At 33.3% G+C, this 17,506-nt stretch carries 15 protein-coding genes; 6 read left to right on the forward strand and 9 right to left on the reverse strand.

Going from position 1 to position 17,506, the window contains the following annotated elements; all coding sequences use genetic code 11:
- Positions 1 to 59: 59 nt before the first annotated feature.
- From BXU01_RS07045 to BXU01_RS07075, 7 genes are all read right to left on the reverse strand, one after another.
- On the reverse strand, positions 60 to 830 hold the full coding sequence (locus BXU01_RS07045; RefSeq protein ID WP_083692522.1) for a tetratricopeptide repeat protein: 771 nt from the start codon (positions 828 to 830) through the stop codon (positions 60 to 62).
- Between the two features lie 77 nt (positions 831 to 907).
- Positions 908 to 1,942 (reverse strand): VWA domain-containing protein, encoded by a 1,035-nt coding sequence (locus BXU01_RS07050; protein ID WP_083692523.1) that lies wholly within the window; start codon positions 1,940 to 1,942, stop codon positions 908 to 910.
- A gap of 74 nt (positions 1,943 to 2,016) precedes the next feature.
- On the reverse strand, positions 2,017 to 3,018 hold the full coding sequence (locus BXU01_RS07055) for a VWA domain-containing protein (RefSeq protein ID WP_083692524.1): 1,002 nt from the start codon (positions 3,016 to 3,018) through the stop codon (positions 2,017 to 2,019).
- Positions 3,018 to 4,652 (reverse strand): hypothetical protein, encoded by a 1,635-nt coding sequence (locus BXU01_RS07060; RefSeq protein ID WP_083692525.1) that lies wholly within the window; start codon positions 4,650 to 4,652, stop codon positions 3,018 to 3,020. The genes BXU01_RS07055 and BXU01_RS07060 overlap by 1 nt, the downstream gene beginning before the upstream one ends.
- Before the next feature lie 77 nt (positions 4,653 to 4,729).
- Positions 4,730 to 5,086, reverse strand: coding sequence for a four helix bundle protein (locus tag BXU01_RS07065; RefSeq protein ID WP_083692526.1), 357 nt, complete (start codon positions 5,084 to 5,086; stop codon positions 4,730 to 4,732).
- A gap of 63 nt (positions 5,087 to 5,149) precedes the next feature.
- Positions 5,150 to 6,013 carry a DUF58 domain-containing protein gene (locus tag BXU01_RS07070; RefSeq protein ID WP_083692527.1) on the reverse strand — a complete coding sequence of 288 codons (864 nt, stop codon included), beginning with the start codon at positions 6,011 to 6,013 and terminating at the stop codon, positions 5,150 to 5,152.
- Between the two features lie 80 nt (positions 6,014 to 6,093).
- On the reverse strand, positions 6,094 to 7,098 hold the full coding sequence (locus tag BXU01_RS07075; protein ID WP_007807095.1) for a MoxR family ATPase: 1,005 nt from the start codon (positions 7,096 to 7,098) through the stop codon (positions 6,094 to 6,096).
- A gap of 223 nt (positions 7,099 to 7,321) precedes the next feature.
- On the opposite strand from BXU01_RS07075, the gene BXU01_RS07080 reads away from it, so the two are divergent.
- From BXU01_RS07080 to BXU01_RS07090, 3 genes are all read left to right on the forward strand, one after another.
- Complete coding sequence (locus BXU01_RS07080; protein ID WP_083692528.1) at positions 7,322 to 8,194, forward strand: aldo/keto reductase family oxidoreductase; 873 nt, start codon at positions 7,322 to 7,324, stop codon at positions 8,192 to 8,194.
- A gap of 195 nt (positions 8,195 to 8,389) precedes the next feature.
- A complete protein-coding gene (locus BXU01_RS07085) occupies positions 8,390 to 9,142 on the forward strand; it encodes an SDR family NAD(P)-dependent oxidoreductase (protein ID WP_083692529.1) in 753 nt (250 codons plus the stop codon).
- Positions 9,143 to 9,264: 122 nt separating this feature from the next.
- Complete coding sequence (locus BXU01_RS07090; protein WP_083692530.1) at positions 9,265 to 10,416, forward strand: ATP-binding protein; 1,152 nt, start codon at positions 9,265 to 9,267, stop codon at positions 10,414 to 10,416.
- A 165-nt stretch (positions 10,417 to 10,581) separates the two neighbouring features.
- On the opposite strand, the gene BXU01_RS07095 is transcribed toward BXU01_RS07090, so the two are convergent.
- Positions 10,582 to 11,325, reverse strand: coding sequence for a DUF3298 and DUF4163 domain-containing protein (locus tag BXU01_RS07095; protein ID WP_083692531.1), 744 nt, complete (start codon positions 11,323 to 11,325; stop codon positions 10,582 to 10,584).
- A 105-nt stretch (positions 11,326 to 11,430) separates the two neighbouring features.
- Between BXU01_RS07095 and BXU01_RS07100 the strand changes: the two genes are divergently transcribed.
- Entirely contained in the window at positions 11,431 to 12,573 is a 1,143-nt protein-coding gene (locus BXU01_RS07100) for a cystathionine gamma-synthase (RefSeq protein WP_083692532.1), read from the forward strand.
- Between the two features lie 57 nt (positions 12,574 to 12,630).
- Here BXU01_RS07100 and BXU01_RS07105 read toward each other — a convergent pair whose 3' ends face one another.
- On the reverse strand, positions 12,631 to 13,425 hold the full coding sequence (locus BXU01_RS07105) for a glutamate dehydrogenase (protein ID WP_083692533.1): 795 nt from the start codon (positions 13,423 to 13,425) through the stop codon (positions 12,631 to 12,633).
- A gap of 323 nt (positions 13,426 to 13,748) precedes the next feature.
- Here BXU01_RS07105 and gdhA point away from each other — a divergent pair, with 323 nt between their 5' ends.
- Together gdhA and BXU01_RS07115 are read left to right on the forward strand one after the other, a co-directional pair.
- Complete coding sequence (gene gdhA / locus BXU01_RS07110) at positions 13,749 to 15,092, forward strand: NADP-specific glutamate dehydrogenase (RefSeq protein ID WP_083692534.1); 1,344 nt, start codon at positions 13,749 to 13,751, stop codon at positions 15,090 to 15,092.
- A gap of 134 nt (positions 15,093 to 15,226) precedes the next feature.
- A complete protein-coding gene (locus tag BXU01_RS07115) occupies positions 15,227 to 17,497 on the forward strand; it encodes a T9SS type A sorting domain-containing protein (RefSeq protein WP_083692535.1) in 2,271 nt (756 codons plus the stop codon).
- Positions 17,498 to 17,506: the final 9 nt, after the last annotated feature.

A 17,506-nucleotide genomic window follows, 5' to 3' on the forward strand; every position in this document is an offset into this window, starting at 1 on the left:
TAGTCGTTTTTTTGTGCTCCGGATTAACGGTCAAACGAATAAATGATTTAACCCAAAAACTACCAGTCTTTTTCTGCTTTTCTAGGGTTTCCTTTTACTTTCTGAGCGTTTACTTTATCTTGAATTTTCTTTTCTTCGTTGTTTACGGCATCTAATAAATTTTGAACGCGGTCTTTAGAAATTCCTCCAGGTTGTGGTTTTGGTTCTCCTTTGTTATCAGATTTATCATCTTTCTTCGGATCATCTTTACCATCTTTTTTATCCTTGTCTTTATCGCCTTTGTCGTCCTTTTTATCTTTGTCCTTATCTTTATTTTTATCCTTGTCCTTGTCTTTATCTTTGTTTTTATCCTTGTCTTTGTCCTTATCCTTATTTTTATCTTTGTTTTTATCGTTTTTAGGCGGATTTTCTTTTAGTTTTTGTTTGGCGTAAGCATAATTATAACGCGTTTCATCATCAGTAGGATCATTTCGTAAAGCTTCTTTGTAGGCTTCAACGGCTTGCGTATAATTTTTTTCTTTCATTAAAACATTCCCTAAATTGTGAAAAGCTTTATGTTTTTCTGGTCTTGTTTTAGCATTTTTTATGGCTTTTGCATAAGCGAATTTAGCTTCAGAAGCCTGGTTTTGTCTGTAGATGGTATTTCCTAAGTTATATGGAGCAGTTGCACGCTTTGAAAATTTTGATTCTGAAATTCTGTAATTAGCTTCAGCATCAACAAATTTATTCTGCTTATATTCTTCATTGGCATCAGGCAATGTCTTGTCTTTCTCCTGAGCCGAAACAGCTAAAGAAAACGTTAGTAAAATATAAAGAAGTAAATTTTTCATTCTAATTTTTTATGTTTTTAGTTTGCCACAAATAGGACCAATTATTTCTAATTCCGGATAATTAGTGGGTAACTTTATTATTTCTTTTCGTTAAATAAATTCAACTCTTTAATCCAATTCGTTTTTCTTTCCAGCAGGAAGATATCAATAAACAGCAATAAGAAACCAAAGCCAATAAACCACTGAAATTGTGATTGAAAATCGGCCATTTGTGTAGCCTCAAATTCTGTTTTCTGGATGTTGTTTAACGCATTTTTGATATATTCTAAAACTTCCTTTGTGTTTCCGCCATAAACATAACCGCCTTTTGTCGCTTTTGCAATGGTTGTTAAGCCTTCCTGATTTAGTTTTGTAATAACCGTTTGTCCGTTTTGATCTTTTTGATAGCTTTTGATTACGCCATTTTCTCTTAACGGAATTGTACCTCCTTTTTCTGTTCCAACACCAATAGTGATGATTTTCATTCCCATTTTATTAGCTTCTTCAGCTGCTGCCGAAGCTCCTTCAGAATGATCTTCTCCATCAGAAATTAAGATTAATAATTTGCTGGTTTTACTTTTTTCATCAAAATAAGTCGATGATAATCTAATGGCTTCATCTAATGAAGTTCCTTGAGATGAAACCATATCCGGAGTCATACTTTGCAGGAACATTTTAGCAACACTATAATCTGATGTAATTGGCAAAACCGGGAAAGCACTTCCTGCATAAGCTACAATTCCTATTCTGTCGCTTCCTAAATTATTGATGATTTGCGAAACCAATTGTTTACTTTTTTCTAAACGGCTTGGTGCCACATCTTCGGCAAGCATACTTTTAGAAACGTCGACAGCAAAAACAATGTCAATTCCTTCACGTTTTACAGTTTCCATTTTAGTCCCAATCTTCGGATTTACCAACCCAATAATTAAACAGGCAAGTGCCAAAAGGATTACTGATAATTTTAGCACAGGTTTAAAAACAGATCTTTCAGGACTTAGCCTTTTTACCATTTCTAAGTCACCAAATTCGCGCTGTTTTTTTCTTTTCCAATACATATTGAAAAGAAAAATACACACCAGAATTGGGAGTAATAATAAAAGATATAAATATTTTTTTTCGTCTAATTCCATTTTTTAATTCTAGTTTTCAGTTTTCAGTGGCAGTTTTCAGTGGGTAGCTGATAACTGTGACTGAGACTAAAATATTATATAAAGCTTCTGTAAACCGTATTTCTTAAACCTACTTCTAACAATAACAAAAATGCTGCTAGTAAAACAAAACCTCGGTATTTTTCGTCGTAATCGTAGAATTTTAATTCCTGGATTTCAGTAGTCTCTAATTTATTAATTGCATTATATATTTCTGCTAATCGATCGTTACTTGTTGCTCTAAAATAAGTTCCATCGGTTTTACGCGCAATATTTTTCATTAATTGTTCGTCGATTTCAACTTTCTGCATTTTATATAAAAAACCTCCGTTTGGCGCATACGCGTATGGAGACGCAGCCATTCCGTTAGTACCAATACCAATTGTGTAAACTTTTATTCCGTATTGTTTTGCAATGTCTGATGCTGTTTCAGGTTCGATAAAACCGGCATTATTAACACCATCTGTCATCAAGATAATAACCCGGCTTTTTGCTTTGCTATCTTTTAAACGGTTTACGGCGGTTGCTAATCCCATCCCAATTCCGGTTCCGTCTTGTAAAACCGTATCGTATTTAATGCTTTTTATGGCTTCAAGAATAATCGCTTTATCACTTGTAACCGGCGTTTTGGTATAAGCTTCAGATGCGTACAAAACCAATCCAACTCTGTCATTAGGTCTTTCGCCAACAAAATCTGCGGCAACTCTTTTTAAAGCTTCCATACGGTTTGGCTTTAAATCTTTTGCCAGCATACTTCCTGAAACGTCTATTGCAAGAACAATATCAATTCCTTTTGTTGTTTTAGTCTGACTGCTAATATCTACGGTTCTAGGTCTTGCCAATGCTATAATTAAAGAGCTTAATCCTAAAATTCTAAAAACATATAAAGCAGGTTTTAATTTTGTTAAAAGCGATTCGCTGTTTTTAAAACCCTGAGTTGAACTCATTTTTAAAGTAGCCGATTGCTGGTTGCGTTTCCAGAAAAACCAAGCGATTGCAATTGGAATTAATAGAAATAACCAAAAGAATTCTGGATTTAAAAAAGTTATCTTTCCCATTAGTTGCTCGCTTTTCTAAGTTCAACAGAATTTAAAATCCTGGTTGTAATATCATTGGCATAAGTATCACCTTCTTCGTGTAAAATCATAATTTGCTGTAATCCCTGATCTTGTTTAAACAGTAAAAGTTCATAATAAGCCTTTGTACTTGTTTTGTCAACAGGGTTAAAAACGGTCATTGTTCCGTATCCTTTTACACCCTGAATACCTGCACTAGTTTGAAAATCTTCTTGTTTTACAATAATATTTTGTCCGCCCTGTGCTTCGATAACTTTTAGGGAACCTTCTAATGCTTTTGCTAAATCTATATCTGTTGGGGTTTTAAATTTACTGGTTGAAACGGTTACGTAAAAATTACCAACCATACTTCCATACGTAAAAAGCTGCATTTCTTTTATTAAAGCCATGGTTTCTTTAGGAAGTACTTTTAGAGCATCCATTCGTTTTAAAACCTTTGGAGTTTCAATCACAATACCTGGATTTCCGTATTCACTTTTTACCCATTCGCCTTCTAATAATTCTTTAGAAGGATGACCAATAAGATTGTCTTTTACGTATTTAAAACCTTTCGTAGCAATAAAGAATGCGGTTGTAGCGATGAATAAAAACAAAACAGTTCCAACAGCAATAGCAATTCGTTTATTGCGTTTTTTAAGCAGCTGAAGTTTTATTTGTTTTTGTCTTTGTGCTTCGTTCAATAATTGATCTTCTTCTTCAGCCGGAACTTCAGTTGGGATCGCATTATCAAGCGTAAGAATTACTCTTTGAATTTTATTTCTGTCTTCAGTAATTTCAAATTCTAAAGGTTTAGATTTAGCAAATTTTACTAAATCCGCCTGACGTAAAACACGCTCAAGATTCTCTACAGTTTCAGGAGTAAGTGTCATCTTTTTCTTGGTAGAAGCCAATCGTATCGCCTGAATCAATTCAGATGTTGTGCTTTCCATAGCCGGAATATGAATCGCTTCTTCGATATAATTACGGGCAATATCAGTCAGTTCACTGTAGTATTCCTTAATTTCACCTTTCTGAACCAATTCTTTTTGTTCCAGATTGTTCAGTAAACTTGTCGCTTTTTCGATAGGAGTTTTATAAACTTCTTCTTCAATTTTTTTCTTTTGACATTTTTTAACATACCAATATACGAAAGCTCCAATTGTAAGAATTACAACTACAATTAAAAGGTAAAACCACCAATCGCTAATACCGCTGTCTACAACAGTAATATCTTTGATGTCGTACATTTTTTGTTGTAAAGTATCCACTTTTACATTCGCAACTTCAACACGAATAGAATCAGTTTGATAAGGTTTTTTATCGATTAAGATCTGAATACTCGGAATTACGTATTTTCCGGAATCAAATTGCGTTAAACCATATTTTTTGATCAATTCATAAGTATCATTTTTCTTCACGGTATCAATTGGATACGATTGAATTACTTCAAGCTGACCAATGTTTTTTAGTTTAGGAAAAACAACCTTAGATTTTGAACTGACAACCGTTTTAAGCGTTAACTTAAATTCTGCCCCAATTTTATTTTTTGTGGTATCAATGCTCGTCTCTACTTGTTTTTGCTGGGCAAAAATAGAAGAGGAAAGTAAAAATAAAAATATGTAAAACTTTAATTTCATTATGATTAACGATTGAAGATTAACGATTTTTGATTTCAGATTTTATGATGAAAATAAAATTTTAATCTTTTGTTTTTTTATGAATTATTTTTTGATGTTTTAATGCTTGAAACAAATATTGATATTAATTCATTGACTTCTGTTTTGGCTTTTGACAAATTTTGTAAATCTGTCGATAAATTTGCTTTCTCAATTATTTTTAAGCAAACAAAAGTTTCTCTTAGCTCCTTTAAACAAATTCCCATTTTATGAATAAAATCTTTTTTGCTTTCTGCGCTTTGTGCTTCACCATAATTCAAGGCGGGCGACGTACTTGATCGAGTTATTTGACCTAATAAATGATTTCCGGCGTAATTTTTTTCAAATTTAAAAGTTAATAGAATTATGCTTGCAGCAAAATCAATTAATCTATTTTCCAATTCTTGTTTATTCATTTTCTAGTTTTAATTATCACCTCCATCATAAATCAAAAATCGTTAATCTAAATTCTTAAATCATTATCTTGATTTGAAATACCCTAATAATTTCGTCACGTAATTTTCGTCGACTCTTGTGTTTACGACTCCTGCTCCGGATTTACTGAAAATATCTTTGAAATAATTTACTCTTTCCTGATAGTGTTTTTCGTAATTCATTCTCACGGTTTTTGACCCGGTATCGACTAATTGAATTTTTCCGGTTTCAGCATCAAGCATTGTTACCATTCCTAAATTCGGGATTTTTTCTTCACGAATATCATAAACCCTAACGCCTGTAATATCATGTTTTTTAGAAGCAATCTTTAAAGTTTGCTCATAATTCTCAGACATAAAATCAGAAATAACGAAAACAATCGCTTTCTTTTTCTGAGTTCCTGACAAGAATTTCAGAGCAGCTCCAACATCTGTTTTTTGACTTTTTGGTTCAAATTCGATTAATTCACGAATGATTCTCAAAACGTGTGAACGGCCTTTTTTGGGTGGAATATACAATTCGACATTATCAGAAAATAATATTAAACCAATTTTGTCATTGTTTTGTGTAGCCGAAAAAGCCATCGTTGCCGCAATTTCGGTGACGATGTCTTTTTTAAACTGACTTTTTGAACCAAAACCCTCAGAACCCGAAATATCAACCATTAAAACCATGGTTAATTCGCGTTCTTCTTCAAAAACTTTTACGTGGGCTTCGTTATAGCGTGCAGTAACATTCCAATCGATATTACGAATGTCATCGCCATATTGGTATTGACGTACTTCACTAAAAGTCATCCCTCGTCCTTTAAATGAAGAGTGGTATTCTCCCGAAAAGATGTGATTACTCAGTCTTTTGGTTTTGATTTCTATTTTCCGTACTTTTTTTAAAAGCTCTTTTGTATCCATTTTATTTGTTTAAAGTTTAAAAGTTTCAAGTTTCAAGTTTGCTTTACAACAACCTGAAACTTGAAACATTAAACAAATTTTTAAGGTACTTCAATCTCGTTTACGATTTTGTTGATAATGTCTACAGAAGTAATATTTTCGGCTTCAGCCTCATATGTTATCCCAACTCTGTGACGTAAAACATCATGTACAACAGCACGAACATCTTCTGGGATTACATATCCACGACGTTTGATAAAAGCGTAACATTTTGCTGCATTAGCTAAATTGATACTTCCACGTGGTGATGCTCCAAAACTAATAAGAGGTTTTAAGTCGGCTAGTTTGTACTTCTCTGGATAACGAGTAGCAAATATGATATCTAAGATATATTTTTCGATTTTTTCGTCCATGTATACTTCACGCACCGCTTCTTGTGCACGTAAAATTTGTTCTACAGAAACAACAGGATTTACTTTTTCGTAAGATCCTTTTAAGTTTTGACGAATTACAAAACGTTCTTCGTCAATTTTTGGGTAATCAATTACTGTTTTAAGCATGAAACGGTCCACTTGCGCTTCAGGAAGTTGATATGTTCCTTCTTGCTCCACCGGGTTTTGAGTTGCAAGTACTAAAAACGGACGATCAAGTTTAAAAGTTGTGTCGCCAATTGTTACTTGTTTTTCCTGCATTGCCTCTAAAAGTGCTGACTGAACCTTTGCCGGAGCACGGTTAATCTCATCGGCAAGGACGAAATTAGCGAAGATTGGCCCTTTTTTAATTGAGAATTCGTTTGCTTTGATGTTATAAATCATCGTTCCAACGACATCGGCAGGTAATAAGTCGGGAGTAAACTGAATACGGCTGAACGAACCTTGCACTGCTTGTGACAGAGTATTTATCGCTAAAGTTTTGGCTAATCCCGGAACACCTTCAAGCAAAATATGTCCTTGTCCAAGAAGTCCAATTAATAAACGCTCGACCATATGTTTCTGGCCCACAATAACTTTGTTCATTTCCATTGTAAGAAGGTCTATAAAAGCACTTTCTCTTTCAATTTTTTCATTTATCGCTCTAATGTCTAAAGTCGTTGTATTTTCTTCCATATAAATATTTTTAAAACCTTTTTAAAACGGTGATTTCTATGCGTAGCTTTTGAGAGTGCAAATTGAATATTTTTTGAGAAGTAAGATGTTAAAGAATGGTTAAAACTTCGACCAATGACCTAATTTTAAGGACTAATTGTGAATCTATTTTTATATTTTTAAGAACTTTGATGATTATGTTTTAGAAAAGCATATTTATTACCAAAAATAACGCAATAAAACCATGAGTAAAACAGCATTATCGCCTATAATTTCGGGCACTATGAATTGGGGAGTTTGGGATAAAAACCTTACAACTAAAGAAATGGAAAACCTGATACAACTTTGTATCGAAAACAAAATTACCACTTTTGATCACGCAGACATTTACGGATCTTATACCACAGAAGCAGATTTTGGAAAAGCATTTCACAACAGTAAAATCTCACGCGAGAAATTACAATTAATAACCAAATGCGGAATTCAGATGATTGCTGAAAGCCGACAAAATAAAATAAAACATTACGATTATTCTAAAGATTATATTATTTGGTCTCTTGAAGAGTCATTAAAAAAGTTGAAAACTGATTATGTTGATGTTTTTTTATTGCATAGACCTAGTCCGTTAATGCAAGCGGATGAAATTGCAGAAGCTGTTGAAAAATTGAAAGCAGAAGGGAAAATTATTGATTTTGGACTTTCGAATTTCACGAGTTCTCAAACCGAATTGATTCGTCAGAAAACTGAAGTAAGCTATAATCAGGTGCAATTTTCGGCAACGAATTATGAACCAATGGTTGACGGAAGTTTTGATTATATGCAAACACACAGTATTCGTCCATTATCATGGAATCCGCTTGGGACTGTTTTTAGGGAAGACACCAAAAAAACACGTCGTTTGAAGAAATTACTTTCTGATCTGGTTCAAAAATATGGTTTTGGTTCGGATACACTTTTGTTGGCCTGGATTTTAAAACATCCGTCAGGAGTGATTCCAATTGCAGGAACCGTAAATATTGCCAGAATTCAAGCGCTGATGAAAGCTGTTGAATTAGAAATGGACAAAGAAGACTGGTTTGCTATCTGGACAGAAAGTATGGGAGATGATGTTGCTTAAAATAGTTTACAGTCTCAGTTTTAAGTGTTCAGTAATAGGATGAAAAAATATTTACTACAGATTAAAATGATTTTTTTATCTCGTATCTGCTAAATCTGCGAGAGTAATTTTTCACGCAGATTTAGCAGATCCAGCGGATTTTTAATCAGTGAAAATCATTTTAATCTGTGGCAAAATAAAAAAAAAATATTTAAAATGAAAAAAACAGTTTTAATTACTGGAGCCACAAGCGGAATTGGAAAAGCAACCGCACAAATAATGGCTAAAAATAACTATAAAATTATCCTTTGCGGAAGACGTATCGATCGTTTAGCTGAACTTGAAAAAGAACTTTCGGCTTATACCGAAGTATATTCTTTATCATTTGATGTTCGCGATAAAAATGAAGTTCTTGAAAAAATAAATTCTCTTCCGGATACATTTTCAGATATTGATGTTTTGATTAATAATGCAGGAAATGCACATGGTTTAGATCCTATTCAAACTGGAGATCTGGACGATTGGGATGCTATGATCGATATTAATGTAAAGGGACTTTTGTATGTTTCGAAAGCAGTAATTCCGAAAATGACAGCCAAAAATTCCGGTCATATTATTAATATTGGATCAACTGCTGCCAAAGAAGTTTACCCAAACGGAAATGTATATTGCGGAACAAAACACGCTGTTGATGCAATTACAGCAGGAATGAGAATTGACCTGAATCCGTTTAGCATTCGAGTAGGAGCAATTCATCCGGGAATGGTAGCAACAGAATTCAGCGAAGTACGTTTTAAAGGTGATACCGAAAGAGCTTCGAATGTTTACAAAGGTTTTGATCCTTTGCAGGCAGAAGATATTGCTGATATTATTCATTTTGTGGTTTCAAGACCGTATCATGTAAACATTGCCGATTTAGTGGTGATGAGCACCGCGCAGGCATCATCCACGATAGTCAAAAGGGACTAACTTAGATTTTAGACTTCTTAGATTTGAAGTTTATGTAATCCAATTAATCTAAGAAGTTAAAGATTCAAAAGTTCGATAGTCGAAGAAGTCTAAAATTCTAACAATCTAAGAAGTCTAAAAAAATGATTAACAAGCGCCTTTTGATAAAAAATCTACTAGCTCACAATGACGAGAGCAGTTTTTATGATAAAAAAAGGCAATTGAATTTGCATTCCAGAGAAGGAAAAGGAAAGTTTCTAAAGCATATTTGTGCCTTATCTAATTCAAACCCAACCAATAATTCTTATATCGTTGTAGGAGTTGAAGATCAGGATAACGAAATTGTAGGTGATGATTTTTTTGACGATAGCCGAATTCAGAATCTTGTAAATGCATTTTTAGAAAATCCTCCTAAGATTCAATATGAGAATGTGCCTTTTCCAAATCTTCCAAAAGATAAAGTGATTGGTTTGGTTACGATAAAACCTAAAAGTAAAATCTCGTATTTTAAAAAAGGAATTCATACTATAGTAGCGAATAGTGTTTTTATTAGGCGTGGCAGTAATTCGGTTCCTGTTGAAGGTGAAATTGAAAAGAATTACCAAAATACCGAAACCGTAATTGGAATCGAAAATAGTTCCCGAAATAGTATTCAATATACACTTGACGGCGTTATTGATTTCATGAATTTCAGACACAAAGACATGGCGCCTAAATATCATGTTTTTAAAGAATTATTTGTGATTTGCTGGGCGGGAGTTCCACATAAATCCCGTGATAAAACATTCTTGTCGCGAGTAGATATTGAATTGATAAACGAGCAGATTAAACTTTTTTATTCGGCTCAGGATGTGGTCACTATTGTTTTTGATGACGATACTTTTACAATAACCGAATATGTTCCGCTGGGATTAAATGACAAAACGAGTTATTATCCTTTAGAAAAGCAAACGATTCATTTTTTTGATAATGGTTATTACAAAATCGATCGCGAAATGCTTTTTCAGCCTCCGGAATTCAATCGCAAAATGTTATATCATATTTATAATGCAAATATGGCATTGCTTCAAAAATTGCAAAAAAGTATTGCTTTATCAGAACGTGAGTTAAAAGACCTGGAAAATCTTCCTTCTACTTTTATGATTTGTTATCTGAATGGTTTTGATGATGCCAAACAAAAACTTATTGATGCTAAATTACTTTTGAAGCCTTTCGGAAGCATTTATTTATCATTTAAAGAAGCGCTTAGAATTTTGAGAAAGATGAAGTACGATTTTCAGGAAGGAGCTAAATAGAAGAACAAAGGAATAAAGGTTCAAAGCAACAAAGGCTTTCCGTAGAGACGCACAGCAGTGCGTCTAACTCAAGAGGTTTTTTTGCGTAGCCTTCCAGCTTCAGCTGGTTTTAGGATTTGTTCATTGGCTTTAGCCAAATTATTCTAGTTCATTCCTTGATAATACTTATTCATATTTTAAATATTTCTTCACTTTATCATAAGGAAACAAAATCTCTTTTGGCCCATCAGCATATGAAGCTGCTTCATAGGAGTTGTAATATAAAAGCAAACCTTCAGTGGTGTAAAAAATATTCTGTGGTAACTGAAATTTGTCATTTTCGAACATTAGCCCCGTTGCATTAATATTTGATTTTGTGGGAACCTTATATTTCTTCCTGAATTCTTTTTCGGCGAAAGCCTTAAACTCTTTTTCGTTTTTGAATATTTCATCTGTAAAAATCGTTTTTCCGGTTTTAGGATGAAATAATAAGGATCGAAAACCCTGATAGCCGTGAGCTCCGCCGGTAAAAGTATAATGATCGATTTTAATGTTAATAATCTGATCCGATTCAAATTCTACATTTCCTTTTATTTTTCCTTCCCAGCCAAAAGTTTCAGTTGGAAATTTTTTATGCATTTCTTCATAAGAAGTTATAAAAGATGTTGCTAAAGTTTTGTAATCATTTGCTTTTGATGGATCTTCTTCAAAATAAACAATATCCTTTATAACCGAAAATACTTTTTTATTGATGCTGTCAGCCACAATAGGAATATTTTTTGCAATTGGAATGTCAATGGTGATTTTAGGACAATCTTTTTTGCAAGGAATAGTAGATTCTTTTTCAAATGTCTCATTTTCAAATGAAAGCTCTTTGTTGCAACTTGTAAGCGTTAGAACAAAAAAGACTAAAAAAGTGTAATGTTTCATATCAAAAAGTGTTAATTATATACAAAGGTAAGAAGTTGTGTCAGGATTAAAATAAATTAAACGGTAAATTTGTACCACGTTTAAGCATTTAAAATTTGTAACTATATGAAATTCAATACTAAAGTAATACATGGCGGTCAGCATCATGATCCAAGTACAGGAGCTGTTATGCCTCCGGTATATCAAACTTCAACTTTTATACAAACAAGTCCGGGGAAACCTTTAGCGGATTATGAGTATAGCAGAGCATCGAACCCAACTCGTACAGCTTTAGAAAATGCTTTGGCAAGTATAGAAAACGGTACTCGGGGATTGGCTTTTTCATCAGGTTTAGCGGCTACAGATTGTATTTTGAGATCGTTTAAGGCTGGTGATGAAATTATTGCAATGGATGATTTATACGGTGGAACATATAGAATGTTCTCTCGAATTTATAAAGATTCAGGAATTAAATTTCATTTTGTTGATATGACAGATATTGAAAAATTGAAATCATTAATCAATGAAAACACAAAATTGATTTGGGTTGAAACACCAACAAATCCATTAATGAAATTAGCTGATATCGAGGAAATCGCAAAAATTACTAAAGCACATAAAATTTTATTTGCTGTTGATAATACTTTTGCAACACCATATTTACAAAAACCTCTTGATTTAGGAGCTGATATTGTTATGCATTCGGCTACAAAATATTTAGGAGGACATTCTGATGTTATTGCAGGAGCTTTGATAGTAAAAGATGAAGCTTTAGGAGAACAATTGCACTTTCAGCAATTTGCAACTGGTGCAACACTTGGACCAATGGATAGCTTTTTGGTTTTAAGAGGAATCAAAACGCTTTCTTTAAGAGTGCAAAGACATTGTGAAAACGGAGAAAAAGTGGTAGCGTTTTTAAGTAACCATCCAAAAATAAATACGGTTTATTATCCGGGACTAAAAAATCATCCGTATCATGAAATTGCTAAAAAGCAAATGAAAGCTTTTGGCGGAATGGTTTCTTTTACTTTTAAATCAGGTAAAAAAGAAGATTCTATTGCCTTTTTAGAGAAACTAAAAGTTTTTACCCTGGCAGAATCTTTAGGCGGAGTTGAATCATTAGCCAATCATCCGGCTTTGATGACTCACGCATCAATTCCGGCAGATAAAAGAGCAGAAGTTGGTATTACAGATGATCTTGTTCGATTGAGCGTTGGTATTGAAGATGCCGAAGATTTAATCGCAGATATAGAACAAGCTTTAGCATAAAAACAGAAAACCCCAACTCGAAAGAATTGGGGTTTTTTATTTGTTGTTTTTATTGGCTTAAAATTCTAAGTAATAAATATATCCTACATTAAACCAAACTTGTGAATCGTTTGATTTGTTTTCTTTATAAATGTCTTTATTTGGATTTAAACCATCAACCCAATCAGAATTATAACCCTGATAACGGGCTTCAAACATTAAATCGCTCATTGTAGTTAGTTTGTAGTGTACACCAACACCAACTGTTCCTGATAAAACGATACCGCTTTCGCTTGAAAAGCCATATTGTCGACCGTCAGAAGGAACCAAGTATTTTGGGTACGTTGTTAAAGGAAGTCCTAACTGACCCAATCTTGACTCTACTTTGGTATTGTAATAACTAACCTGGAATCCTACACTTATATACGGACTAAAGCTACCTATTGTGTTTTCGAAATCATGAATTTTCATAAAAGGAGAAAACTCTAACTGACCTCCAAGATTTAATAAAGTCGAAGTTCCGTGCATCCCTCTAAGGTGTTGTACAAGGTTTTTTCTTTTTTCTAATTCAACCCATTCTCCAAAATGTTCTAATTTGGTCTGGTTGAAAGATAATTCAGATCTGACTTTGAAGTGTTCTGTAAAAAAACTTTCTCTGTTGTTATTCGCAGAAAAGTTTATGAAGTGAACAATTCCGACTCCAAATCCGTTGTTTCCAACATTCGTATCAAAATTATTTCTTTGACCATAGTCAGATTGAAAAGTTGAAGGACCGAATATTATTCCTACTTCTTGAGCAAGATCAGATTGTGCAGTCGCTATTGTGGTAATGCCAAAATAGGCAAATAACGTTAGGATTATAGGTTTGAGCATGTTTTTGGGCTTTCAAATCATGGCAAATATATAAAAAACCTAGTCTAAACAAAATATAAAATACGTGTATTAAAAAATTAGTAACAAAAGACTTAATTTCTTGACTTTAAGTTAGGTGATTTGATGTAAAGTGAGAACTGTAAAATCGTATTTTAAGTAATGTTTAAAAATTACACAATTCTGTTTGAAAAACGAAAAAAAATAACAAACCATGATAGTTTTGTTTTAACTTTGCGTGTTATTACGAAAACGTTTTCTTAAAACGTATTTTCTTGTTTAAATAATTAAAGTTTATAAACTATTATTGAATAATTTATTTAAAAATGGAACAAAAAATAAATGAATTTATGGCTCTTGTTGAGTCTAAAAATCCAAACGAGCCAGAATTTCTTCAAGCCGTTAGAGAATTTGCAGAAACGGTAATTCCATTTATCGCTGATCGAAAAAAATATGATGGAAAAAATTTACTTCTAAGAATTGCTGAACCGGAGAGATCTATAATTTTTAGAGTCCCTTGGGTTGATGATAAAGGTGAGATAATTGTAAACAGAGGTTTTAGAATTCAGATGAATTCAGCAATTGGACCATACAAAGGTGGAATCAGATTTCATCATTCTGTAAATTTATCAGTTTTAAAATTTTTAGCTTTCGAACAAGTTTTTAAGAATAGTCTTACTACACTTCCAATGGGTGGTGGTAAAGGTGGTTCTGATTTTGACCCGGAAGGAAAATCTGACGGAGAAATTATGCGTTTCTGTCAATCGTTTATGACGGAATTGTGTCGTCATATTGGTCCTGACTTAGACGTTCCTGCAGGAGATATTGGTGTTGGTGCAAGAGAAATTGGTTATTTATTTGGTCAATATAAAAGAATCAGAAACGAATTTACTGGTGTTTTAACGGGTAAAGGTCTTGCTTACGGTGGTTCTTTAATACGTCCTGAGGCTACAGGATATGGAGTTGTTTATTTTACAGATCAAATGTTACGTACTATCGGACATGAAATTAAAGGTAAAAGAGTAGCAATTTCTGGTTTTGGAAATGTAGCTTGGGGAGTTGCTTTAAAAATAAATGAACTTGGAGGAAAAGTAGTTACTATTTCTGGTCCTGACGGTTATATTCTTGATGAAGAAGGAATCTCTGGAGAGAAAATCGAACATATGGTCGAAATGAGAGCAACTGGAGACAACAGAGCTGAAGTTTATACTCATAAATATCCAAATGCTGTTTTCCACAAAGGAAAAAGCCCTTGGGAAGTAAAAGTTGATATTGCTATTCCATGCGCTACTCAAAATGAATTAAATGGAGATGATGCTAAAAAATTAATTGATAATGGCGTTTTATGTGTAACTGAAGCTGCGAATATGCCTTCTACATTAGATGCTATTAAATTGTTTTTAGATAATAAAGTTCTTTTTGCTCCTGGTAAAGCTGCAAACGCAGGAGGAGTTGCTGCATCTGGATTAGAGATGACACAAAACTCAATTCGTTTAAACTGGACTAGTGAAGAAGTTGATTTGAGATTAAAAGATATCATGGTTGGAATTCACAACCAATGTAAAAAATACGGTATGGGCGAAGATGGCTATGTAAACTACGTAAAAGGAGCTAACATTGCAGGATTTGTAAAAGTTGCCGATGCTATGCTTGCTCAGGGTGTAGTTTAAGTTTTTAATTACAATTTTAAGATGCCTTCATTTATCTTTTTGAAAAGATGTCTGAAGGCATTTTTTTATTTATGCAGAACAAAATTCAAATACTTTCGTTTGTAGTATATTTGTCTATCCGAATATATCAAATAATGAAGAAAAGCTTTCTGTATATTTTGTTTTTATTGTTGTGCCAATTTAGTTTCGCTCAGAATAAATTGTCCTGGCAGGGTTATTTTTCGTTTAACGAAATAAAAGATATTTCACAATCTTCAACAGCAGTTTTTGCAGCTTCAGAAAACGCCTTGTTTTCAAAAAAGGCAGCAACAAATGCGGTCAAAACAACCACTACAGTTGATGGACTTTCTGGTCAGACTATTTCTGCCTTATATCATAGTGAAGGTTTTAAGAAAACTATAATAGGTTATGAAAATGGACTAATGATTGCAGTTAATGAAACTGATGGAAGTATTTTAAAAGTAGTTGACATTATTAGCAAACAATTGCCGGCGAATCTTAAAAGAATCAATCATTTTATGGAACATAATGGTTTGATCTATGTTTCATGCGATTTTGGAATTGTACAATTTAATTTAACGACTTTAAAATTTGGAGACACCTATTTTATTGGAGACAATGGTGCAGAAATTAGTGTAAAACAAACGGCTTATTTTGATGGATTTATTTATGCTGCAACTTCAAACGGAATCAGGAAAGCAAATAGTATAAATGCAAATCTAATCGATTTTAATCAGTGGCTTTTAGTAAATTCAGGAAATTGGTCAAGTGTCGAAACTTTAGATTCAGAACTTATAGCAATAAATTCAGGAGGATATATTCATCGTTATAATTCAAATACATTTGTTGGATTTTTACAGCTTTCGCAAGCATCGACAGATATGCGTGCTGTAAATCATACTTTATTGATTACAACGCCAAATACCGTTTTTGTTTATAATAATCAAATGATTTTAAATCGTCAAATTACAAACACTCAGGTCTTAAATAATACATTGAGTTTTTCTTGTGCAACAGTTATAGGCGATTTACTTTATATAGGGACAAAGGATAAAGGATTGTTTTCGTCGATGTTGTTAAATTCTTCAACTTTCGAAAATAATACACCAAGCGGACCTTCAAGAAATAGTCTTTTTGCTATTCAGACTACTTCAAATTCATTATGGGCCGTTTACGGAGATTACTCCGGAGCTTATAACCCGTACCCAAAAGACAGTTACGGAATAAGTAAATTTACGCAGACCGGATGGTCGAATATTCCTTATGAAAAAGTTTTAGGAGCAAAATCTCTGGTACGAATTGCTGTTGATCCTGCTAACGAAAAGAAAGTTTATATAGGTTCTTTTGATGCAGGTTTATTAAAACTCGAAAATGATGTGCCCACTTATTTATACGGTACTGCAAATAGTTCATTACAAGCGGTTCCTAATACTCAGGATATTTGGGTTAATGGGATGGTATTTGATAAGTCCGGAAATTTATGGATGAATAACAGTTTGGTTGATAACGGAATAAAGATGCTTAAACCAAATGGAGACTGGCAGGTTTTTTCGACAAAATCCGTAATAGCAAATGTTTCAAGTTGTCCTTTTGGGAGAATGTCTATTGATAAGAATGGAACAAAATGGATGGCAACTTATAATAGTGGGATTATAGGATTTAATGAAAAAGGAAATGTTATCAAAAAAATCACATCTGGAGCTGATACCGGGAATCTTCCTTTTATAGATGCCCGTGTGGCAACTCCTGATAATAATGGTCAGCTCTGGATAGGAACAACAAAAGGATTAAGAGTTTTATCCAGTGTAAATAGTTTTCAAACAGACAGCCAATTAACTACAAAACCAATTATTATTGTTGAAGATGGATTAGCGCAAGAATTATTATACGAACAGTTTATTACAGATATTGTGGTTGACGGCTCGAATAATAAATGGATTGCAACGGCTGATTCCGGTGTTTTTATGGTTTCTCCTAACGGGCAGGAAACTAAATACCATTTTACTATAAACAATTCGCCTTTGCCTAGTAATACTATAAATGATATTGATATAGATAGTACAACGGGCGAAGTTTTTATCGCTACAGATAAAGGATTAATTTCTTTTAAAGGAACATCAACTGCTGCTAACGAAAATTTGAATGATGTATATGTTTATCCAAATCCGGTTCGTCCTCAATTTACGGGAACTGTAAAAATTGCTGGTTTACTGGATAAAGCAAATATTAAAATAACAGACATTGAAGGTAATCTTGTATATGAAACAACTTCAGAAGGTGGTACAATAGAATGGGATACCACAGCTTTTGGAAGGTACAAGGTAGCTTCGGGAGTTTATATGATTTTTATTTCGGCTCAGGATGGTGGCGAAACCAAAGTTAAAAAAGTAATGATTATTCGATAAGCTTAACTC

This window comes from [Flexibacter] sp. ATCC 35103 (assembly GCF_001975985.1).
Classification (GTDB): domain Bacteria; phylum Bacteroidota; class Bacteroidia; order Flavobacteriales; family Flavobacteriaceae; genus Flavobacterium.